This window comes from Lysobacter silvisoli, assembly GCF_003382365.1.
Lineage (GTDB): Bacteria > Pseudomonadota > Gammaproteobacteria > Xanthomonadales > Xanthomonadaceae > Lysobacter > Lysobacter silvisoli.
Genome location: NZ_QTSU01000001.1, coordinates 2,203,104 through 2,224,598 on the forward strand (window position 1 = coordinate 2,203,104; position 21,495 = coordinate 2,224,598).

General features: G+C 68.8%; 19 protein-coding genes. 14 read left to right on the top strand and 5 right to left on the bottom strand.

What is annotated here, in order from left to right:
• Positions 1-152: 152 nt before the first annotated feature.
• From DX914_RS09715 to DX914_RS09730, 4 genes are all read right to left on the bottom strand, one after another.
• The gene (locus DX914_RS09715) at positions 153-2,408 is read right to left on the bottom strand and encodes a DUF5916 domain-containing protein (RefSeq protein ID WP_115858776.1); all 2,256 of its coding nucleotides are present in this window, start codon (positions 2,406-2,408) and stop codon (positions 153-155) included.
• Positions 2,409-2,658: 250 nt separating this feature from the next.
• On the bottom strand, positions 2,659-3,846 hold the full coding sequence (locus tag DX914_RS09720; RefSeq protein WP_115858777.1) for a DUF3734 domain-containing protein: 1,188 nt from the start codon (positions 3,844-3,846) through the stop codon (positions 2,659-2,661).
• Between the two features lie 5 nt (positions 3,847-3,851).
• Entirely contained in the window at positions 3,852-4,637 is a 786-nt protein-coding gene (locus tag DX914_RS09725; RefSeq protein WP_115858778.1) for a 3-hydroxybutyrate dehydrogenase, read from the bottom strand.
• Positions 4,638-4,954: 317 nt separating this feature from the next.
• Positions 4,955-5,506, bottom strand: coding sequence for an SET domain-containing protein (locus DX914_RS09730; protein ID WP_115858779.1), 552 nt, complete (start codon positions 5,504-5,506; stop codon positions 4,955-4,957).
• Between the two features lie 152 nt (positions 5,507-5,658).
• On the opposite strand from DX914_RS09730, the gene DX914_RS09735 reads away from it, so the two are divergent.
• The 14 genes from DX914_RS09735 (at position 5,659) to DX914_RS09800 (ending at position 20,236) form a co-directional block, all read left to right on the top strand.
• Positions 5,659-6,114, top strand: coding sequence for an SUF system Fe-S cluster assembly regulator (locus DX914_RS09735; protein ID WP_115858780.1), 456 nt, complete (start codon positions 5,659-5,661; stop codon positions 6,112-6,114).
• 15 nt (positions 6,115-6,129) lie between these two features.
• Positions 6,130-7,614, top strand: a complete 1,485-nt coding sequence (sufB, locus tag DX914_RS09740) for a Fe-S cluster assembly protein SufB (protein ID WP_231118189.1) — start codon at positions 6,130-6,132, stop codon at positions 7,612-7,614.
• A gap of 176 nt (positions 7,615-7,790) precedes the next feature.
• Positions 7,791-8,555: a Fe-S cluster assembly ATPase SufC gene (gene sufC / locus DX914_RS09745; RefSeq protein WP_115858781.1), complete on the top strand. Its 765-nt coding sequence runs from the start codon at positions 7,791-7,793 to the stop codon at positions 8,553-8,555.
• A gap of 2 nt (positions 8,556-8,557) precedes the next feature.
• Positions 8,558-9,841, top strand: a complete 1,284-nt coding sequence (gene sufD / locus DX914_RS09750) for a Fe-S cluster assembly protein SufD (RefSeq protein ID WP_115858782.1) — start codon at positions 8,558-8,560, stop codon at positions 9,839-9,841.
• The gene (locus DX914_RS09755; protein ID WP_115858783.1) at positions 9,838-11,073 is read left to right on the top strand and encodes a cysteine desulfurase; all 1,236 of its coding nucleotides are present in this window, start codon (positions 9,838-9,840) and stop codon (positions 11,071-11,073) included. Before sufD ends, DX914_RS09755 begins: the two co-directional genes overlap by 4 nt.
• Complete coding sequence (locus DX914_RS09760) at positions 11,070-11,615, top strand: GNAT family N-acetyltransferase (protein WP_115858784.1); 546 nt, start codon at positions 11,070-11,072, stop codon at positions 11,613-11,615. The genes DX914_RS09755 and DX914_RS09760 overlap by 4 nt, the downstream gene beginning before the upstream one ends.
• Positions 11,616-11,804: 189 nt before the next feature.
• A complete protein-coding gene (locus DX914_RS09765; protein ID WP_115858785.1) occupies positions 11,805-12,128 on the top strand; it encodes a non-heme iron oxygenase ferredoxin subunit in 324 nt (107 codons plus the stop codon).
• 350 nt (positions 12,129-12,478) lie between these two features.
• Positions 12,479-14,779 carry a TonB-dependent receptor gene (locus DX914_RS09770; protein WP_115858786.1) on the top strand — a complete coding sequence of 767 codons (2,301 nt, stop codon included), beginning with the start codon at positions 12,479-12,481 and terminating at the stop codon, positions 14,777-14,779.
• A 63-nt stretch (positions 14,780-14,842) separates the two neighbouring features.
• Positions 14,843-15,529, top strand: a complete 687-nt coding sequence (locus DX914_RS09775) for a Fe2+-dependent dioxygenase (RefSeq protein ID WP_115858787.1) — start codon at positions 14,843-14,845, stop codon at positions 15,527-15,529.
• Positions 15,526-16,161: a PepSY-associated TM helix domain-containing protein gene (locus tag DX914_RS09780; RefSeq protein WP_115858788.1), complete on the top strand. Its 636-nt coding sequence runs from the start codon at positions 15,526-15,528 to the stop codon at positions 16,159-16,161. Before DX914_RS09775 ends, DX914_RS09780 begins: the two co-directional genes overlap by 4 nt.
• A 17-nt stretch (positions 16,162-16,178) precedes the next feature.
• The gene (locus tag DX914_RS09785; RefSeq protein ID WP_115858789.1) at positions 16,179-16,700 is read left to right on the top strand and encodes a DUF2271 domain-containing protein; all 522 of its coding nucleotides are present in this window, start codon (positions 16,179-16,181) and stop codon (positions 16,698-16,700) included.
• A gap of 44 nt (positions 16,701-16,744) precedes the next feature.
• Positions 16,745-17,551 (top strand): DUF4198 domain-containing protein, encoded by an 807-nt coding sequence (locus DX914_RS09790; RefSeq protein WP_115858790.1) that lies wholly within the window; start codon positions 16,745-16,747, stop codon positions 17,549-17,551.
• A 7-nt stretch (positions 17,552-17,558) separates the two neighbouring features.
• Positions 17,559-18,569: an FAD:protein FMN transferase gene (locus DX914_RS09795; RefSeq protein WP_115858791.1), complete on the top strand. Its 1,011-nt coding sequence runs from the start codon at positions 17,559-17,561 to the stop codon at positions 18,567-18,569.
• An 8-nt stretch (positions 18,570-18,577) separates the two neighbouring features.
• The gene (locus DX914_RS09800) at positions 18,578-20,236 is read left to right on the top strand and encodes a sulfite reductase subunit alpha (protein ID WP_115858792.1); all 1,659 of its coding nucleotides are present in this window, start codon (positions 18,578-18,580) and stop codon (positions 20,234-20,236) included.
• Between the two features lie 171 nt (positions 20,237-20,407).
• On the opposite strand, the gene DX914_RS09805 is transcribed toward DX914_RS09800, so the two are convergent.
• On the bottom strand, positions 20,408-21,040 hold the full coding sequence (locus DX914_RS09805) for a HutD/Ves family protein (protein ID WP_115858793.1): 633 nt from the start codon (positions 21,038-21,040) through the stop codon (positions 20,408-20,410).
• Between the last annotated feature and the right edge of the window lie 455 nt (positions 21,041-21,495).

The following is a 21,495-nucleotide window of genomic DNA, read 5'->3' on the forward strand; positions in this document are numbered from 1 at the left end:
CTAACGAAACCTCACGCTAAAGTCACTGGATTCCCGCCTTCGCGGGAATGACGGTGTGAGAGAACGCTATCTCCGGCGGAAATTACGGCACGAGATAACGTTAGCTTTCGCGGGGATGACGGCAACAAAGCCGCGCTGGCCGTCGCCAGCGGCTAAATCTCGAACCGATACGACAGCTTCACCAGCAACTGCTCGCTATCGCGCAGATCGAAGGCATCGCTGAACTCGCGCCCCGCGCTGCCCTGACGGTCCAGGCCTTCCTCGAACAGGCTGCCGCCGCGCACGTAAGCGATGTACAGGTAAGACAGCGGCGCCAGCTCGTAGCGGTAGCGCACCTGGAAGCCCAGGTTGCGCAGGCCGAAGTCCTGCAGCGTATCGGCCGAGCGCAGCGCGCGACCGTCCGTGCCCACGCGGTAGGCCTGGCGCGCGGTCGCGTCCAATCCGATCGCTTCCAGCCGCACGCGCAGCTCCTGCTTGTCGTCGATCAGCCAGATCGAGCCGGCGTTGAGCACGATCATGTCGGCGCGATAGCTGCCCAGCAGGTTGCCGCCGCGCCACAGCAGCCAATCCGGATTGTGCGAAATCTCCATGCCGCTGAAGAAGCTCAGCCGGTCGTTGACGTGATAGGACGGCTCGAAGTACAGCCGCGACTTGCCCTCGCGCATGCCGCCCAGGCCTTCGGCCGCGTACTGCGCCTCGCCGTACAGCGTCCACGGCCCGCCGTTCTGGCGCGGGCGGAAACGCTCGTAGTACAGGAACAGCTTGGACGGCACATCGACGATGCCGTTGCCGCGGGTGATCAGGTCGTCGTGGCCGGCCGACCAGGCCGCCACTTCCACGAACTCGTTGCCGCCGTCGCGCAGTTCGCTGCGGCGGTTGATCGCGCCGGCGTCGGCGATGTGCACGCCCTGGTCGTTGTAGCGGCGCGAGATCGCGTAGTGCCAGTCGTGGCCGGCGTAGATCGAATCGGCCGGCAGGTCGGTGACCCGGCGCGCCAGGTCGTAGCGCGCGTAGTTGAAGTTGTTGCGCTCCAGGTAGCCGAAGTCGTTGAGCTGCAGGTCGCGGCCCAGGTGCAGCAGGTACAGCTGCTGGCGCCAGCGGTTGCCCATGTCGTAGTCGATGCGCACCTGGGCGCCGCTGTCGCGCGCGCTGCGGCCGGCCTCGTCCACGTCGGAGGCGACCACGGTGCTGCGGATCGCCCATTGCGAAGTCGGGTTCCAGCGGTGGTCGAATTCGTAGACGTTGGCTTCGCGGTCCAGGAACGGCCGCTCGACCCGGGTCACCATCGCGCCCACGCCCTGGGTGGCGAAGTCGCGGGTGGCGCGCACGGCGTAGAAATCGCGGCCGACCTCGTCGGCCTCGTTGGCCGCGAACACACCGTAGTTGAAGCCGCCGGCGCTGCCGTTGACCTTGATCGCCGCGGTCACGTCGCCCGAGCCCACGCCGTCGTCGTTCTGGCCGCCCACGCGGCGGGTATAGATCAGCCGGCTGTTGTTGTTGAGCGAGCCGAAGGGCACGTCGAAGAAGCCCTGGTTCTCGGTGAAGAACGGGCGCTTGTCGCTGAAGAAGGTCTCGGTGGCGCTGAAGTTGACGGTGAGCTCGTCGCTCTCGACCTGGCCGAAGTCCGGATTGACCGTGGCGCTGAGCTGGAAGCGTCCGTTGGGCTTCCAGAACAGGTCCACGCCGCCGTCGAAATCGCTGCCCTTGCCGACCGCGTCGTACACGCCCGAGGCATAGGGCGTGATCGCCAGCAGCGCCTGGCTGTAGGCCGGCACCTGCATGCGCTCGAACGCGGTCAGGAAACGGCTCTCGGTATAGCCCACCGCCGGCCACGAGGCACGCTCGCCGGTGGCGCCGATCACCCGGTCCAGCGAAATACCCAGGGTGCGCTGGCCGTCGGCGCCCGTGCGCATGGGCGCGATGTGCCAGGGGATCAGGATCTCGGCGTACCAGCCCTGCTCGTCCTCGCTGGTGGCGTGGCGCCAGTCGCCGTCCCAGTCGTCGTTGAACTGGTTTTCGTTGGTGATCGTGGTGTCGATGATGCTGTTGGACAGCAGCACGGTGAAGTTGTAGCCGATGCGGCCGTCTCCGTCGAAGTCCACGTACAGGTTGACCCGGTCCATCGGCCCGCCCTTGTCGCGCTGGGCGAACTGGCGGGTGCGCGGAATGCTGGCGGGCTGGGTGTTGCGGAAGCCGATCGCCAGGCCTTGCGGCGTGGCCAGCACCAGCGCCTCGGTGGGCTGCGGCGCGGGCGCGCGCGACAGCGGCTGGGTCAGGCGGAAATCGGTGATGCGCTGGGCGCCTTCCCATTCGGCCGGGTCGATACGGCCGTCGATCTCGACCGCGCTCGCGAGCGGCGCGACGCCGGCTAGCGCGGCGAGGAGGGCCAGGGTCAGGGGTGCGCGCATCTTGTTGCCTCGGTACTGATGGGGTGGGCCGCCACGCACCGCATCGGGGACGTTGCGCACCGGTGGGATGCGAAGGCCCGCATAAAGGTTGCATGTGTCGCGCGCTCCGGCGGTCGCGCGCCCGAGCGAGGCGAAGCCTAGACGCAGCGCCCTCCGTCACCGACTGGCGAAAGTCATGCAAACCAATTGCCTATTCCGCGCATCGGCGATGGCACGGAACCTGCCGCGCCGCCGCCCGGCGGCGCCGGATTCAGGAAGCGGTGGCGTCGTGCGAGACGAAGGCGGCTTCGCCGGTCGGCAGTTCCAGCCACTCCGGGTGCGCCAGCGCGCGGGCGATGTCGGCCTGGCCGGACAGCCAGTGCTCGCGCATGGCCACGCGGCCGAACTGGTAGTCCTTGAAATGGCCGATGCGGGCGCGCTCGCGGTAGATCAGATGGATCACGCTGTAGCGGCGGTCGCAGGCCAGTTCGGCCGCATGCTGGGCCCAGGGGTTGTGCCGGCGCACGTCCTCGGGGATTTCCTCCAGCAGCTCGCGCAGCAGCCGGCGGTAGTGCTGGAACACGCGCTGGGTGTCGGTGATCAGGCGGGTGCGGCTGGAGTACTGGATCTCCTTCTGCCGCTCGGCCACGTCCAGCAGGTTCTGCGGCAGCTCGCCCTGCGCGCTCCACAGGTCGACCTGGAACACCAGGGTGTCGCGCCGGGGCTCGCTGGCCAGCACCTGCGACAGCGGCGTGTTCGAGACCAGACCGCCGTCCCAGTAGAACTCGCCGTCGATCTCCACCGCCGGGAACGCCGGCGGCAGCGCGCCGGAGGCCAGGATGTGGCGCGCGTCCAGGCGCATGCGGCTGTTGTCGAAGTACTCCAGGTTGCCGGTGCGCACGTTGACCGCGCCCACGCTGACACGGATGCCGCCCTCGTTGAGCCGGTCGAAATCGACCATGCGCTCCAGCGTGGCGATCATCGGCGCGGTGTCGTACCAACTGGCGCCCTGCGGGCCCGGCGCGGCCATCGGGTCCCACGCGCGCGGCCGGTAGAAGCCGCGCTGGCCTTCGATCAGGGCGCGCCAGGCTTCCCAGGTGTCCAGCCAGGCGCGCGGCTCCTCGCCCAGGCCGGCCCAGCGCGCCTCCTGCCCCAGCGTGGTCGCCGGCAGCAGGGTCGGCTGCGAAATCGTGTCCCAGAATTCGCGCAAGGCCTCGACCCGGCGCTGCGGCGGGTTGCCGGCGATGATCGCGGTGTTGAACGCGCCGATGGAGATGCCGGCCAGCCAGTCCGGGGCGATGCCGGCCTCGTCCAGACCCTGGTAGACGCCGGCCTGGTACGCGCCCAGCGCGCCGCCGCCCTGCAGCACCAGAGCGGTGCGTTCGGGGCGGCGCGACGGCGGCGGCAGCGGCTGCGCTGCCGGCTTGGCGCGCTTGGCGGGCGGACGGCGGGCGGCCATGCCGCTTACTGCATGTACCAGCCGTGGCTGACCACGATGCTCTGACCGGTCAGCGCGGCGCTGGGGAATTCGGCCAGGAAGCGCACGGTCTGGGCCACGTCCTCCACCGTGGTGAACACGCCGTCCACGGTGTTGCCGAGCATCACCTTGCGCACCACTTCGTCCTCGCTGATGCCCAGTTCCTTGGCCTGCTCGGGAATCTGCTTGTCCACCAGCGGCGTGCGCACGAAGCCCGGGCAGACCACGTGGCTGCGCACGCCGTGCTTGGCGCCTTCCTTGGCCAGCACCCGCGACAGGCCCAGCAGGCCGTGCTTGGCGGTCACGTAGGCGGATTTCAGCGGCGAGGCCTCGTGCGAATGCACCGAGCCCATGTAGATCACCACGCCGCCTTTGTTGTCCTTGTACATGTGCGGCAGCGCCGCCTTGGTGGTCAGGAAGGCGCCGTCCAGGTGGATGGCCAGCATCTTCTTCCAGTCGGCGTAGGCGTAGTTCTCGATCGGGTTGACGATCTGGATGCCGGCGTTGGACACCAGGATGTCGATGCGGCCCAGCTCGGCCGCCACGCGCTCGATGCCGGCGTTGACCGCGGCCTCGTCGGTCACGTCCATGGCCACGCCGATGGCGCGTCCGCCGGCGGCGGCGATCTCGTCGGCCACGGCCTGGGCCCCGGCCTGGTTGAGGTCGGCGATGGCCACCGCGGCGCCCGCGCGGGCCAGCACGAAGGCGATTTCCTTGCCGATGCCGCTGGCGGCTCCGGTGACGACGGCGACCTGGCCTTGGATCGAACGCATGGGGGCTCCTGGAACTGCATGGGGTGGGGGCGCCCGCGGGGGGCGGCGGCCATTGTCGCCGCCGCGCGTTATCCCGGTGTTGCGGCGCGGGACCGCAGTGTCCCGCCAGGGGGGCGGAGCGGCCATCGGACCTTCGTACGGTCGGTCCTTGCCCCCCCTGTTTTTCCTCCCCCTTTGAAGAAGGGGGATCGAGGGGGATTTGCTCTTCAAGCTCCTGGCGAGCAGTAACAGCAACAGCAAATCCCCTAGCCCCCTTTTTCAATAGGGGGAACAACTAAGGGGGAGTAGGAACAAGGGGGAACAGGTGCAATAGGGACTCAGTCCTTCTTGCTCTTCTTATCCTTCTTTTTCTTCTTGTCCTTGTCCTTCTTCTTTTTCTTCTTGTCCTTCTTGTCTTTCTTGTCCTTCTTCGGCTGCAGCATGGTGCCGGTGCAGTTCTCGGCGCCGCAGCGGCATTCCCAGATCTGCTTCAGCCGCTTGGTGTGCTTCTCTTCCAGGGTGATGCCGTAGTTGTAGGACAGCTCCTCGCCCGGGGCGATGTCGCGGATGGCCTCGATGAAGACCCGGTCCTTGCGGCGGTCGTCGCCCTCGTCCTCGTCCAGCACCGCCTCGCAGTTGGGCGCGCAGCTGTGATTGATCCAGCGCGCGGTGTTGCCCTCGAAGTTGGCGTCGATCACGTACTCGTCGTTGAGCGTGAACAGGAAGGTATGGCCGGAGTCGGTGTCGCCGCTGTCCCCGGCGTCCACCTCCTCGTGGGTGCGGCGGCGGCCGCGGTACTCGACGATGCGCTCGCCCTTGGGGATGGCGGCGGCGGCGAACACGCCGTTGCCGTGGATGGCGGAGCGGCGGGCGACGATCTTGCGCGGCATGCGGGATTCCTTTGGGTACTCCCCGCATTCTGACCGCAAGCCCTGCCCCGGTCACGCCGGGCCCGGGCTGAACCGCCGCGGACCCGGGCCTGGCCCCGGCGCCGCGGAAACCGTACAATATCGGTACGGATTGAACCGCCACCGCCCGGACCATGCTCCGCGTCACCAAACTCACCGATTACGCCACGGTCGTCCTGACCGTGCTCGCCGCCCATTCCGACGCTGTGCTCAGCGCCACGGAACTGGCCGAGCGCGCCGGTCTGGAAACGCCCACGGTCAGCAAGCTGCTCAAGCCGCTGGCGCAGGCCGGCCTGGTCGAAGGCTTCCGCGGCGCCAACGGCGGCTACCGGCTGGCGCGGCCGGCCGGCGAAATCGGCCTGATCGAGATCGTCGAGGCCATGGAGGGTCCGCTCGGCATGACCGAGTGCAGCGTGCACGCCGGCAACTGCGGCATCGAGCACCAGTGCGGGGTGCGCGCCAACTGGCGCCGCATCAACGACGTGGTGGTCGAAGCCCTGCGCAGCGTGACCCTGGCGCAGATGCTGGCGCCGCCGCCCCCACCCGAACACGACGCCAGGCGCATCGCCCTGCACCTGGCCAACGCATAGACAGTAGGCAGCCCCATGGCCACCGACATCCTCGACAAGACCGCCACCGCCGCCCCGGCCGCGGACCTCGCCAACCGCGAGATCCATGAGCAGCTGGGCCGCCGCTACGAGGCCGGCTTCGTCACCGACATCGAATCCGACAGCCTGCCGCCCGGGCTGAACGAAGACATCATCCGCGCGCTCTCGGCCAAGAAGGACGAGCCGCAGTGGATGACCGACTGGCGCCTGGCCGCCTACCGGCATTGGCTGACCATGCCCGTGCCGCACTGGGCCAAGCTCAAGATCGACCCGATCGATTTCCAGGCGGTGAGCTACTACTCCGCGCCCAAGGCCAAGTACGCCTCGCTGGACGAGGTGCCGCAGGAGCTCATCGACACCTACGACAAGCTCGGCGTGCCGCTGCACGAGCGCGCGCGCCTGGCCGGCGTGGCGGTGGACGCGGTGTTCGACTCGGTCTCGGTGGGCACCACCTACCGCAAGGAACTGGCCGAGAAGGGCATCGTGTTCTGCTCCATGTCCGAGGCCATCCGCGAGCATCCCGAGCTGGTGCAGAAATACCTGGGCAGCGTGGTGCCCACGCACGACAACTACTTCGCCGCGCTCAACTCGGCGGTGTTCTCCGACGGCAGCTTCGTCTACATCCCCAAGGGCGTGCGCTGCCCGATGGAGCTGAGCACCTATTTCCGCATCAACGCCATGGGCACCGGCCAGTTCGAGCGCACCCTGATCGTGGCCGAGGACAGGAGCTACGTCAGCTACCTGGAAGGCTGCACCGCGCCCATGCGCGACGAGAACCAGCTGCACGCGGCGGTGGTGGAGCTGGTCGCGCTGGAAGACGCCGAGATCAAGTACTCGACCGTGCAGAACTGGTACCCGGGCGACGAGGAAGGCCGCGGCGGCATCTACAACTTCGTCACCAAGCGCGGCGAATGCCGCGGCGCGCGCAGCAAGATCAGCTGGACCCAGGTGGAAACCGGCTCGGCCATCACCTGGAAGTACCCGTCCTGCGTGCTGCTGGGCGACGACTCGGTGGGCGAGTTCTATTCCGTGGCCCTCACTCACCACCGCCAGCAGGCCGACACCGGCACCAAGATGGTCCACGTGGGCCAGCGCACCAAGAGCAAGATCGTCAGCAAGGGCATCAGCGCCGGCCGCGGCCAGAACACCTACCGCGGCCTGGTCAAGGTCGAGCGCTCGGCCGCGGGCGCGCGCAACCACACCCAGTGCGACAGCCTGCTGATCGGCAAGCAATGCGGCGCCCACACCTTCCCCTACATCGAGGTCAAGCGCCCCGACGCCACAGTCGAGCACGAGGCCACCACCTCCAAGATCAGCGAGGACCAGCTGTTCTATTGCCGCAGCCGCGGCATCGGCGAGGAAGACGCGGTGTCGATGATCGTCGACGGCTTCTGCAAGTCGGTGTTCAGGGAACTGCCGATGGAGTTCGCGGTGGAGGCGAAGAAGTTGCTGGAAGTGAGCCTGGAAGGGTCGGTGGGATGAGGTTTGCCCTTCTCCCGCAGGGCGGGAGAAGGTGGCCCGAAGGGCCGGATGAGGGCCGCTTGCGCCGATGCCGCATCGCGCCGCCCTCACCCCAACCCCTCTCCCGCAAGCGGGAGAGGGGCTAACAGCGGCGGCGGACGGTTCCGAAGCCAGCGCGAATTATGGATAAACGAAAAATGCTCAAGATCGAAAACCTCCACGTCCAAGTCGCCGGCAAGGACATCCTCAAGGGCTTGAGCCTGGACCTGCAGCCGGGTCAAGTGCATGCGGTGATGGGGCCCAACGGCGCCGGCAAGTCCACCCTGGGCAACGTGCTGGCCGGGCGCGAGGGCTACGACGTGGTGCAGGGCTCGATCGAGTTCGAAGGCCGCGACCTGCTCGCGCTGGAACCGGAAGAGCGCGCCGCCGCCGGCGTGTTCCTGGCCTTCCAGTACCCGGTGGAAATCCCCGGCGTGAACAACACCTATTTCCTGCGCACCGCGCTCAACGCCCAACGCAAGGCGCGCGGCGAGAGCGAACTGGACTCGATGCAGTTCCTCAAGCTGGTGCGCGAGAAGCTGGCCGTGCTGCACCTGAAGGACGAACTGCTGCACCGCGGCGTCAACGAAGGCTTCAGCGGCGGCGAGAAGAAGCGCAACGAGATCTTCCAGCTGGCCCTGCTGGAACCCAAGCTGGCGATCCTGGACGAGACCGACTCGGGCCTGGACATCGACGCGCTCAAGGCCGTGGCCGACGGCGTCAATGCGCTGCGCTCGCCGGACCGCGCGTTCCTGGTGATCACCCACTACCAGCGCCTGCTCGACTACATCAAGCCCGACGTGGTGCACGTGCTGGCCGAGGGCCGCATCGTCGAAAGCGGCGGGCCGGAACTGGCCCTGGAGCTGGAGGCGCACGGCTACGCCTGGCTCAAGGACCGCATCGCCCCGACCGCGGCGGCCTGAGCATGACCGCCCTGCTCGACTCCTTTTCGCAGGCGCTGAACCCGCTGCTGCAGCGCGGCGTGCGCCATGGCCTGGCCCGCACCCAGGCGATGGATGCGGCGCTGCAGGCCGGCCTGCCGCACGCGCGCAACGAAGCCTGGAAGTACACCCCGCTGCGCGGGCTGGAACGCCGCCGCTTCGCCGCCGCCGAGCCCGGCGCGTTCGACGCCGCGCTGCTGGCCGGCATCCCGGCGCCGCGCCTGGTGTTCAACAACGGCCGTTACGACGCCGCCCATTCCGACCTCGACGGCCTGGCCGCGGGCGTGTCGCTGCAGCCGCTGTCGCAGCTGCTGGCCGGCGACGATCCGCGCGCCTCGAACTTCCTGGAGCGCAAGTTCGAGCGCGTCGAGGAAGTGTTCGCCCGGGTCAACGCCGCGCTCGCCGAAGACGGCGCGGTGCTGCGGGTGCAGGCCGGCATCGACGGCGGCGACGTGCATCTGGTGTTCGTCGGCGCGCCGGTGGACGGCGACGCCGCTTACCACCTTCGTCATCTGATCGAGCTGCAGGAAGGCGCGCGCCTGACCGTGGTCGAGCATCACCTGGGCGCCGGGCCGCACAGCGACCTGGGCAACCACTTCAGTCACGTGCACCTGTCGCCGCAAGCCGAACTCACCCATGCGCGCGTGCAGGACGAAGCCGACGGCGCTACCGTCATCGCCCGCACCGATGCCGCGCTTTCGCGCGAGTCCCGCTACCACCGTCTGGACCTGGAACTGGGCGCGGCGCTGTCGCGCCACGAACTCAACGTAGCCCTGCACGGCCAGGGCGCGCAGCTGCGCGCCAACGGCGTGCTGCTGGCCACCGGCAAGCGCCACCTCGACACCCGCCTGGGCATCGACCACGTCGGCCGCGACAGCGTCTGCGACCTGCTCTGGCGCGGCATCGCCGCCGGCCGTTCGCGCGCCGCCTTCCACGGCGGCATCCTGATCCGCGAAGGCGCCGACGGCACTGCCGCGGTCCTGTCGAACAAGAACCTGCTGCTGTCCGAGCAGGCCGAGATCGACACCCAGCCGGTGCTGGAGATCCACGCCGACGAAGTGCAGGCCGCGCACGGCGCCACCGTCGGCCAGCTCGACGCCAACGCGCTGTTCTACCTGCGCTCGCGCGGCGTGCCGGCCGAGGCCGCGCGCGCCCTGCTGACCGCCGCCTTCGGCCGCGAAACCCTGTCGGTGTTCGCCGGCTCCACCGCATACGAGACGTTGGCTGCGCGTCTGGACGCGGCCCTGGCCAAACTGGAATCGGCATGAACGTGATGCAGGGCTCCTCGATCGACTGGGCGGCGGTACGCGCCGACTTTCCGCTGCTGACCCGCCAGGTCCATGGCAAGCCGCTGATCTACTTCGACTCGGCCAACACCGGGCAGAAGCCCAACGCGGTGATCGAGGCGGTGGACGACTTCTACCGCCGCCACAACGCCAACGTCAGCCGCGCCGTGCATGCGCTGGGCACCGAGGCCACCGAAGCCTACGAAGGCGCGCGCGGCAAGCTGGCGCGCTTCCTCAACGTGCGCGCCGACGAACTGGTGCTGTGCAGCGGCACCACCTTCGCCCTGAACCTGGTCGCCTATTCCTGGGCGTTGCCGCAACTCAAGCCCGGCGACGCGATCGTGCTCACGCGCATGGAGCACCACGCCAACATCGTGCCCTGGCAGCTGGTCGCCCAGCGCACCGGCGCGGTCATCAAGGTCGCCGAGATCGACGAACTGGGCCGGCTGGACCTGGAACGGCTGTACGCGCTGCTGACCCCGGAAGTGAAGCTGCTGGCGCTGACCCACGTGTCCAACGTGCTGGGCACGGTCAACCCGGTGCGCGAGATCTGCCGCGAGGCGCGCAAGCGCGGCATCGTCACCGTGGTCGATGGCTCGCAGGCCGCGCCGCACCGCGCCCTGGACCTGCCGTCGATCGGCTGCGATTTCTACGCGATCACCGGCCACAAGATGAACGGCCCCACCGGCACGGGCGCGCTGTGGGCGCGACGCGAGCTGCTGGCGCAGATGCCGCCGTTCCTGGGTGGCGGCGAGATGATCAAGGAAGTGCGTTTCGAGGGCACCGTGTTCAACGATGCCCCGCACAAGTTCGAGGCCGGCACGCCCAACATCGCCGGCTTCGTCGGCCTGGGCGCGGCGGTGGACTACCTGTCGGCGCTGGGCATGGACAACATCGACGCGCGCGAGCGCACCCTGCTCGACTACGCCACCGGTGCGCTGCAGACCGTGCCCGGACTGCGCATCTTCGGCCAGGCGCCGGACAAGGCCGCGGTGATCAGCTTCCTGGTCGAAGGCGCGCACGCGCACGACCTGGCCACCCTGCTGGACCTGGAAGGCGTGGCGATCCGCTCCGGCCACCACTGCGCGCACCCGCTGATGCACCACTTCGGCGTGCCGGCCACCTGCCGCGCCTCGCTGGCCTACTACAACACCTTCGAAGAAATCGACGCCTTCGTCGCCGCCCTGCAAAAAGTGAGAACCCTGCTCGCATGACCGCTGCCCCCCTGCAGTTCCGCAACGCCACCCACGCCGACACCGACGCCCTGGTCGCCCTGGTCGAGTCCGCCTACCGCGGCGACAGCAGCCGCGCAGGCTGGACCACCGAAGCCGACTACCTGGACGGCCGCCGCACCGGCGCCGACGACATCGGCGAATGCATCGACAGCGCCGACAGCGTGCTGCTGATCGCCGAGCGCGCCGGCGCCGACGGCGCGCCGGAACTGCTGGCCTGCGCCCATGTGGCCATCGAGGACGGCGCCGGCTACTTCGGCATGTTCTCGGTGCGCCCCGACCTGCAGGGCGCCGGCATCGGCAAGCACGTGATCGCCGAAGCCGAGCGCATCGCGCGCGAGGACTGGAAACTGCCGGCCATGCGCATGACCGTGATCGACATCCGCAGCGAGCTGATCGCCTTCTACGAACGCCGCGGCTACCGCCGCACCGGCACGATCAAACCCTTCCCCTACGGCGACGCGCGCTTCGGCCTGCCCAAGCGCGACGATCTGCGCTTCGAGGTGTTGGAAAAGACGTTCTGAGTGCCCGGGAATCTTCAATCCGTCATCCCGCGAACACGGGGATCCAGGGCTTCATCCAGGCATGACGCTGAAGTTTCTGGATTCCCGCCTGCGCGGGAATGACGAGCAAGAGTCGTAGATGACGTGCAATGGCCAGCCTCGTATCGTTGGCATGAACCACACACCTAGCCTCATCACAAGGACACCGCCATGGGCGACTGGGTTTTCGTTTGCGCCACCTCGCAACTGCTGCCGGGCGAGTCCGCGGTGGCCTGGGACGGCGATACGCCGATCCTGGTGGTGAACTACGACGGCGACTATTACGCCCTCGAGGACAACTGCTCGCACGAGGACTTCGAGCTGTCGGCCGGCAACTACGACGGCGAGGCCGCCACGGTGGAATGCGTGCTGCACGGCGCCAAGTTCGACGTGCGCGACGGCCGCCCGCTGTGCGCCCCGGCCTACAGCCCGGTGACCAAGTTCCCGGTCAAGGTCGAAAGCGACGGGGTCTGGACCCGCGACGACCGCGGCTGAGGCGCCGCCCTCTCATTCCTACCTCCGTCATTCCGGCGCAAGCCCGAACCCATCTTGATCTTCGCTCGGGCCGCTCCGGCGGCCGTTGCTGCGTGGCAAGCAGAATGGGTTCCGGCTTTCGCCGGAATGACGGGAAAGACGACGGGAAAGTCGTATCCGCAGTCCGTCCCATAGCGGCCCACCGCCCCCTGCCTGGAACCGTTTTCCTCTCATACCGCAACGCCGCCGCGCGCGTCTTGTGACCCCCGCGTTCACTTTTCGTTGCAAATGCGAATCGCTCTCATTAATATTCCCGGTTGACGCGGCCCACGGCCGCCGCCCCCTCCAGTTCCGTTCCGGGAAATCCCCCCATGTCGACCTCGAAGTTCGTCGTGTCGCCGCTCGCCGGTGCACTTGCCCTCGCCCTCAGCCTGCCCGTGCTCGCCGAGCCGGCGCCCGATCCCCAGGCCAAGGACCTCGATGGCGTCGAAGTCCAGGGCGTGCGGGTGCAGAAGGCGAGCTCGGGCAAGTACACCGCGCCGCTGCGCGACACCCCGCAGACGATCACCGTGATCGACCGCGGCACCATCGACGGTCAGAACCTGCTGTCGCTGCAGGACATCCTGTCGACCCTGCCGGGCATCACCTTCGGTGCCGGCGAAGGCGGCGGCGGCTACGGCGACAAGATCAACCTGCGCGGCTTCAACGCCGACAGCGACATCACCGTCGACGGCGTGCGCGACAGCGGCCTGTACAGCCGCACCGATCCCTTCAACCTGGAAACGGTGGAAGTGATCAACGGCGCCAACTCGGTCTACTCCGGCGCCGGCTCGGTCGGCGGCACCATCAACCTGGTCAGCAAGAACGCCGGCTTGAACGAGTTCCACAAGGCCTCGGTCGCCGCCGGCACCGACAGCTACGCGCGCGTGACCACCGACAGCAATTTCGTGCTGGGCGAAAGCAGCGCGCTGCGCCTGAACACCATGGTCCACCAGAACGACGTGCCGGGCCGCGACGTGGAAGAGAACGAGCGCTGGGGCGTGGCCGCCTCGCTGGCCTTCGGCCTGGGCGGCAACACCACCTGGACGCTGAACTACCTGCACCAGGAAGACAAGAACACCCCGCAGTACGGCCTGCCCTTCTTCAACGGCGACGTGCTGCCGGGCGTGGACCGCGGCAACTACTACGGTTACAGCAACGTCGACAAGCAGGACGTGGAGCTGGATGCGCTGACCTCGATCATCGAGCACAGCTTCAACGACCGCTTCAAGCTGCGCAACCTCAGCCGCTGGCAGCAGGTCGATCAGTTCGCGCTGGTCGACGCGGTGCAGGGCACCTGGTGCCTGGCCAACAACCTGACGCCGACCGGCACCTCCTGCGGCAGCACCCTGCCCGGCAACTACACCCCCAGCGGCCCGCGCGGTTTCGGCCGCGACACCCGCAACACCACCCTGTACAACCAGACCGACCTGACGGTGGCGTTCAACACCGGCGCGGTCGAGCACAACCTGGTGGCCGGCTTCTCGATCCTGCACGAGGAATTCGATCTCGATACCACCAGCTACTTCCGCAATCCCAACGGCACCAACCCGTACATCCCGGGCCTGCCGCAGATGAACATCGCCAACCCGGACCACATCTGGCGCGGCGTGTTCAACCGCACCCTGACCGGGCGCACCGAGGGCGAGCTCGACAACCGCGCCCTGTACGTATTCGACACCATCAAGTTCAACGAGCAGTGGCAGCTGAGCCTGGGCGCGCGCTACGAGCACAACGAAGGCGAGACCAACAGCGCCGTCGTGGTGCTGGCGCCGACCACCGTGGGCGCGCCGCTGCCGGCGCAGCCGATCGGCACCGTCACCGGCTACGGCGTGCCGTTCAAGAACAGCGACGACCTGTTCTCCTACCGCGCCGGCCTGGTCTACAAGCCGGTCGAGAACGCCAGCATCTACGTCGCCTACGGCAACTCCAAGACCCCGTCCAAGGCCTCGGTCAACGGCGCCTGCACCGCGCAGACCTGCGAAGTCGATCCGGAAACCGCGGTCAGCTACGAGTTGGGCGCCAAGTGGGACCTGTTCGACGGCCGCCTGGCCCTGACCGGTTCGGTGTTCCGCAACGAGCGCGAGAACTACAAGGTCGCCGACCTGGGCAACCCGGCCAATCCGTCGGGCCTGCAGCAGCTCGACGGCAGCGCGCGCGTGGACGGCGTGATGCTGGGCGTGTCCGGCCTGCTGGCCGACAACTGGGCGGTCTACGCCAACTACGCCTTCCTGGACAGCGAAGTGCTGCAGGGCGTGTCCGACCGCCAGGTCGGCCTGGGCCTGGATTACACCAAGGGCGACCGCCTGCTGAACGTGCCCGAGCACTCCTTCAGCCTGTGGACCACCTACGACCTGTCGCCGAAGTGGCAGATCGGCTACGGCGCGACCTACCAGGGCAAGATCTGGCTGACCCAGCACAGCGCCACCAACGTCAACGGCCCGCTGACCACCTACGGAAGCTACTGGACCCACCGCGCGATGGTCGCCTACAAGATCAACCGCAAGGCCCAGCTGCAGCTCAACGTCAACAACCTGACGGATGAGGAGTACTACACCCGCATCCGCAACAACGGCTGGGCCACCCCGGGCGACGGCCGCCAGGTGGTGCTGAGCGCCAACTTCACGTTCTAATCGGACTTCCACCGTCCGCGCGCGCCGCCCGGGCCCTCCCGGGCGGCCGCATTGAGGTCAACCATGCTGTTGCACGTGCCCAAGGTCCTCACCGCCGAACAGGTCGCCCATTGCCGGCAACGGCTGGCGCAGGCCGGTTGGGCCGATGGCCGCATCACCGCCGGCCACCAGTCGGCCAAGGCCAAGGACAACGCGCAGCTGCCCGACAGCGATCCGGCCGCACGCGAGCTGGGCCAGCTGATCCTGGATGCACTGTCCAGGAACTCCACCTTCTTCTCCGCCGCCCTGCCGCAGCGCGTGTTCCCGCCGCTGTTCAACCGCTACGAAGGCGGTCAGGCCTTCGGCTTCCACGTCGACAACGCGATCCGCTACGACCGCAGCCGCGGCGGCATGGAGGCGGTGCGCACCGACCTGTCGGCGACGCTGTTCCTGAGCGAACCGGAGGACTACGACGGCGGCGAACTGATCATCGAGGACACCTACGGCAGCCACAGCGTCAAGCTGGCCGCCGGCGACCTGGTGCTGTACCCGGGCACCAGCCTGCACAAGGTCACTCCGGTCACGCGCGGCGCGCGCCTGGCCTCGTTCTTCTGGATCCAGAGCCTGGTGCGCGAGGATGCGCAGCGCCGGATGATGTTCGAACTCGATGTGTCGATCCGCCGGCTCACCGCAGACGTGCCCGAGCATCCCGCGCTGGTGCAGCTCACCGGCGTGTACCACAACCTGCTGCGGCGCTGGAGCGACACTTGAGCGCCGACGCCGCCCGCGCCGGCGATCCCAATCGCCGCGCCTACTGGCTCAAGACCCTGCACCGCTGGCACTGGATCAGCGCCGCGGTCAGCCTGGTCGCACTGCTGCTGTTCGCCGCGACCGGCATCACCCTCAACCATGCCGCGCAGATCGAGGCCGAGCCGCAGGTGGTCACGGTCAACGAGACCCTGCCCGCCAGCGCGCTGCGCAGCCTGCAGGGCGAGCGCGCCGACGATGCGCCGCTGCCGGCCGGCGCGCGCGACTGGCTGCGCGCGCAGATAGGCGTGAACGTGGACGGCCGCAGCGTGGAATGGTCCGACGCCGAGGTCTACGTGTCGCTGCCGCGCCCCGGCGGCGACGCCTGGCTCAGCATCGACCGCCAGAGCGGCGCGATCGAGTACGAAGTGACCACGCGCGGCTGGATCGCCTGGCTCAACGACCTGCACAAGGGCCGCAACACCGGCGCGGTATGGCGCTGGTTCATCGATATTTTCGCCGTGGCCTGCCTGCTGTTCGCGCTGACCGGCCTGTGGCTGCTGCAACTGCACGCGCGCCAGCGCGGCAAGACCTGGCCGCTGGTGGCGGCGGGCCTGGCCGTACCGCTGCTGCTGATCGTCCTTTTCATGCACTGATCGACTGGAGACCCACGATGACGCTGTTGCCCCGCACCGTACTGATCGCCGCGATGGCGATGCCGGTGTCGGCGATCGCCGCCGACCTCGACCTCAGCATCGAGATCCCGCGGCTGAAGGTCGCCGAGTACCACCGCCCCTACGTCGCCGCCTGGATCGAGCGCCCCGACAACACCGTCGCCGCCAATCTGCTGGTCTGGTACGACGTGGACATGAAGAACGGCGAAGGCACCAAGTGGCTGAAGGACATCCGACAGTGGTGGCGGCGCAGCGGCCGCACGCTGAAGATGCCGGTGGACGGCGTCAGCGGCGCGACCCGCGCGGTGGGCCAGCACGCGCTGAGCTTCAAGGGCGGCAGCAAGCCGCTGGCCGGCCTGGCGCCGGGCCAGTACACCCTGGTGATCGAAGCCGCGCGCGAAGTCGGCGGCCGCGAGATGCTCAGCATCCCGTTCCAGTGGCCGGCCAAGGGCGGCGCGCAGAACCTGTCGGCGCAAGGCAAGACCGAGCTGGGCTCGGTGCGCCTGGCGGTGAAGCCCTGAGCGCCGGTTCGACCGAATTCCCTCACTACAACGGATCCCTCGCCATGAAGATCAAACTCATCGCCGCCGCGGTCGCCGCCCTGGCCTCCGTCGGTTCCGCCCAGGCGCACAAGGCCTGGCTGCAGCCCTCGCAGACCGTGTTCTCCGACAAGGGCGCCTGGCTCACGGTGGACGCCGCCGTGTCCAACGACCTGTTCTACTTCAACCACGTGCCGCTGCCGCTGGAACGCCTGCGCATCACCGCGCCGGACGGCAGCGCGGTGCAGGCGCAGAACGCATCCACCGGCAAGCTGCGCAGCGTGTTCGACGTGGAGCTGGCGCAGGAAGGCACCTACAAGATCGCGATGGTCAACGAAGGCATGTTCGCCAGCTACAAGCTGGGCGGCGAAGCCAAGCGCTGGCGCGGCAAGGCCGAGGAGTTCAAGGCCGGCATCCCGGCCGGCGCCACCGAGGTCAGCGCCTCGGAAAGCCTGGGCCGGGTGGAAACCTTCGCCACCGTCGGCTCGCCGACCACCACCGTGTTCAAGAGCACGGGCAAGGGCATCGAGCTGGTGCCGGTGACCCATCCCAACGACCTGTTCGCGGGCGAGAAGGCGACGTTCCAGCTGCTGGTCGACGGCAAGCCGGCGGCCGGGCTGAAGATCGAAGTGGTGCCGGGCGCGACCCGCTACCGCGATCAGCAGAACGACATGCAGCTGACCAGCGGCGCCGACGGCAAGTTTGAGGTGACCTGGCCGCAGGCCGGCATGTACTGGCTGGAAACCGCCAGCGAGGACGCCAAGACCACGCTGCCGGAAGCCAAGCAGCGCCGCCTGAGCTACGTGGCGGTGTTCGAAGTGCTGTCGCAGTAAAGGCGCCATGCAGCCGCCGACCATCCGCATGACCTGGAGCGGGCCAGCCACGCCTGCCGCCGCCGCGCGCGCAGTGCAGGCGCTGGCGGGCGCGACCATGGGCACGCGATGGTCGGTGAAGCTGGTGGCCGAGGCGTCCGCGCTGGCGTCGCTGCAGCGCGGTATCCAGGCCTGCCTGGACGAAGTGGTCGCCCAGATGAGCACCTGGGAACCCGACTCCGATCTCAGCCGTTACAACCGCGGCGAAGCCGGCAGCATGCATGCGCTGCCGGACGGCTTCGCCGCGGTGCTGGACGCGGCGCTGAAACTCGCCGCCGACAGCCACGGCGCCTACGACCCCACCGTGGGCCCGCTGGTGAACCTGTGGGGCTTCGGCCCCGAAGGCGCGCGCGAGACCGCGCCCGACGACGCCGCCATCGCCCAGGCGCAGGCGCACGTGGGCTGGCAGCGCGTGGGCTACGACCCGCACGCGCGCACGGCGGTGCAGCCGGGCGGCGCTTATCTGGATTTTTCTTCCATCGCCAAAGGCTATGGCGTGGATCGTGTGGCGCAATGGCTGCGCGAGCAAGGCATCGAGGCGTTCCTGGTCGAAGTAGGTGGCGAACTCTACGGCCAGGGCCGCAAGCCCGACGGCAGCGCTTGGCAGGTAGCGGTGGAACGTCCGTCGACCGATGAGGCCGATGAAAGCACGCAGGCGGTGCTGGCCCTGGACAGCTATGCCATCGCCACCTCCGGCGATTACCGCCGCTATTTCGACCACGGCGGCCAGCGTTATTCGCACACCGTGGACCCGCGCAGCGGCCGGCCGGTCACGCATGCGCTGGCCGCGGTCACCGTGCTGCATCCGCAGTGCATGCAGGCCGACGGCCTGGCCACGGTGCTGGCCGTGCTGGGTCCGCAGGCCGGCATGGCCTACGCCAACCAGCGCCAGCTCGCGGCGATGTTCGTGCTGCACGACGGCGACGGCTTCCTGACCCGGATGACGCCGGCCTTCATCGCCCGGCAGCGCGCGGCTTGAGCGGGCCGATGGCGACATCGTCCGATACGCGCCGCGGCGCGCGGCGCTTCGATCTGGATCTATTCGGTCAAGCGCTGGTGCTGCTGGCGCTGGCCGTGCTGGCCTGGCTGCTGCTGCGCTGGCAGGCCGAACCGGTGCGTTGGTTCGCGCCCGACCGCGAGCGCTGGCTGTGGGCAGCCGGCCTGGCCGCGGCGTATGCCGGCTTCGTCGGTGCCGTGGCCTGGCGGCGCGCGCGCCGCGCACGCGCGCAGGCCTTGCCGCAACTGGACGCGGGCACTGCCAAGGACTGGCTGGTCGCTTTCGCCAGCCAGACCGGCCACGCCGAACTGCTGGCGCGGCGCAGCTGGCAGGCCCTGCGCGACAGCGGCATCGACGCCGACCTGGCCCAGCTGGGCGCATTGGATCCCGCGACCCTGGCGCGCTATCGCCAGGCCCTGTTCGTGGTCAGCACCACCGGCGAAGGCGATGCGCCCGACGCGGCGGCGCGCTTCGTGCGCGTGCACATGGACGCACCGGCCGCGCTGGCGCCGCTGCGCTACGGCGTGCTGGCGCTGGGCGACCGCGAATACGCACAGTTCTGCAGCTTCGGCCACGGCCTGGAACGCTGGCTGCGCCACAGCGGCGCCGAGCCCCTGTTCGATCTGGTGGAAGTGGACAACGGCGATGCCGGCGCGCTGCGCCATTGGCAACACCACCTGGGCCTGCTGGCCGGGCATACCGAATTGGCGGACTGGAGCGCACCGGCTTACGCGGCGTGGCGCTTGAGCGAGCGCAGGCATTTGAACCCCGGCAGCGCCGGCGGTCCCGCGTTCCATATCGCGCTGACGCCCGAGGATGCGGCGAACCTGCGATGGCAGGCCGGCGACATCGCCGAGATCGGGCCGCGCAATGGCGACGCCGACGTGGCCGCGTGGCTGGCAGCGGCCGGTCTGGATGGCGACACCGAAGTGCAATCGGGCGAGGAACGCATCGCCCTGTCCGAATTGCTGCGCCGCTCGCGCCTGCCCGATGCCGCTGCCGTGCGCGCACAGTCGCCGCAAGCGCTGGCCGCCGCGCTGCAGCCCCTGCCCCATCGCGAATACTCCATCGCTTCGCTGCCCGCCGACGGTGCGTTGCACCTGCTGGTGCGGCAGATGCGCCAACCCGACGGCCGCCTGGGCAGCGGCAGCGGCTGGCTCAGCGCGCACGCCCAACCGCAGCAGCGCATCGACTTGCGCATCCGCAGCAATCCCGGCTTCCACGCGCCCGCCGACGCGCGACCGATGGTGCTGATCGGCAACGGCACCGGCATCGCCGGCCTGCGCGCCTTGTTGAAGGCGCGCGTGGCCGCCGGCCACCGGCGCAACTGGCTGCTGTTCGGCGAACGCAACGCGGCGCACGACCACCACTACCGCGACGAGATCGAAGCCTGGCAGCGCGCGGGCCTGCTCGAACGCGTGGACTTGGCCTACTCGCGCGACGGCGAACAACGCCGCTACGTGCAGCACGCGTTGGACGACCAGCGCGCACGCCTGCGCGAATGGCTGGACCAGGGCGCCGCGGTCTATGTCTGCGGCAGCCTGGAAGGCATGGCGCCGGCGGTGGATGCGGTGCTGCGCGACACCGTCGGCCTGGATGCGCTGGAGGCGATGGCCCTGGACGGGCGTTACCGGCGCGACGTGTATTGACGTTGGTTGTTCACGTCTGGCGACAGCAAAAGCAAATCCCCCTACCCCCACTCAGCAAAGGGGGAACTGCATCCATCGGCTTTGCCTGTCTTCCCCCTTTGTTGAGGGGGACTGAGGGGGATTTGCTCTTGGTGGGTCGCTTGGGTCTACGCGCGCGCCACGATCCGCGCCCTACCCACCAACCCGATCCACCCGGATCAGCAGCACCGCGCCACCGCCCTCCAGCACCGCGCGCAGGCGCCCGTCGTCGGCGGCCAGCACGGCGGTGTCGCCCGCGGCCAGCGGCGGCAGCGCGCTGGTGTCGGCGAAGCGCGCCTGTCCTGCGATCAGGTGCACCGCCCAGGTCTGGCCCGGCTCGGCGAAGATCACCATCGGCCCCACCAGCGGGCGGTGCCACAGCTGCGCCTGCACGCGCTCGCGCCGCCACATCAGGTTGAAGTCGTGGGTGGTGCCGTCGATAAGCTCGCCAAGCACCCCGCGCTCCCCGGCGAAGCGCAGTTTGTCGTGCGGAGGATGCAGCTCGTGCACCTTGCCGTCGTCGAAACGCAGGCGCAGGCCGTTGCCGCTGAGCAGCACCAGTTCGCGGTCGATGCCCGGGAACGCGGAGAACGCGGCGTCGCGCTCGATCTCGGCGATCGACAGCCGCCAGTCCCAGCTATCGCCGTCCACCGGCTGGGCCTGCGCGTCCAGACGCAGGATTTCGCGCGTCCAGCCCAGCTGGTTGCGCCAGCGCTCGCGCCGGTATTCGTTGGCGGGAATCACCCAGGAACGGCCGGCGCCGTGGGATTCGCTGCTGTGTGACATGGGGCGTGCGCTGGCTTGGAATGGGCGAAGTCTAACCAGCTGCGGGGCTGGGTTGCAGGGCGTTGGCCGGAAGGTTGTGGGAGGCGACGCGAGGTTGTGACTGCGCCTGCCCTCACCCCAACCCGCACCCCGGCCCGACCGCACAGCGGTCGGGCGTTCGATGCAGCGCGAGCCAATGGCTCGCAAGCGCTGCCCCTCACCCCGCAAGCGGGAGAGGGGCTAAAAGCGGCGGCGTCGGATTTGTCCCCTCTCCCGTTTACGGGAGAGGGCTAGGGTGAGGGGATGAGCGCAGCGAATGCTCTTGATCCTCGCTCGGGCACCGAACTCGCCATGCCCAATAGAAGACCCGTAGAGCCTGCCCCCGCGAAGGCGGGGGGCGGCGCACAGGAGGTGCGCCGTTTTTCGCTGGCACAGGATGTGCCATCGAAAAATCCCCGCGCCAACTCCGCTCTCGC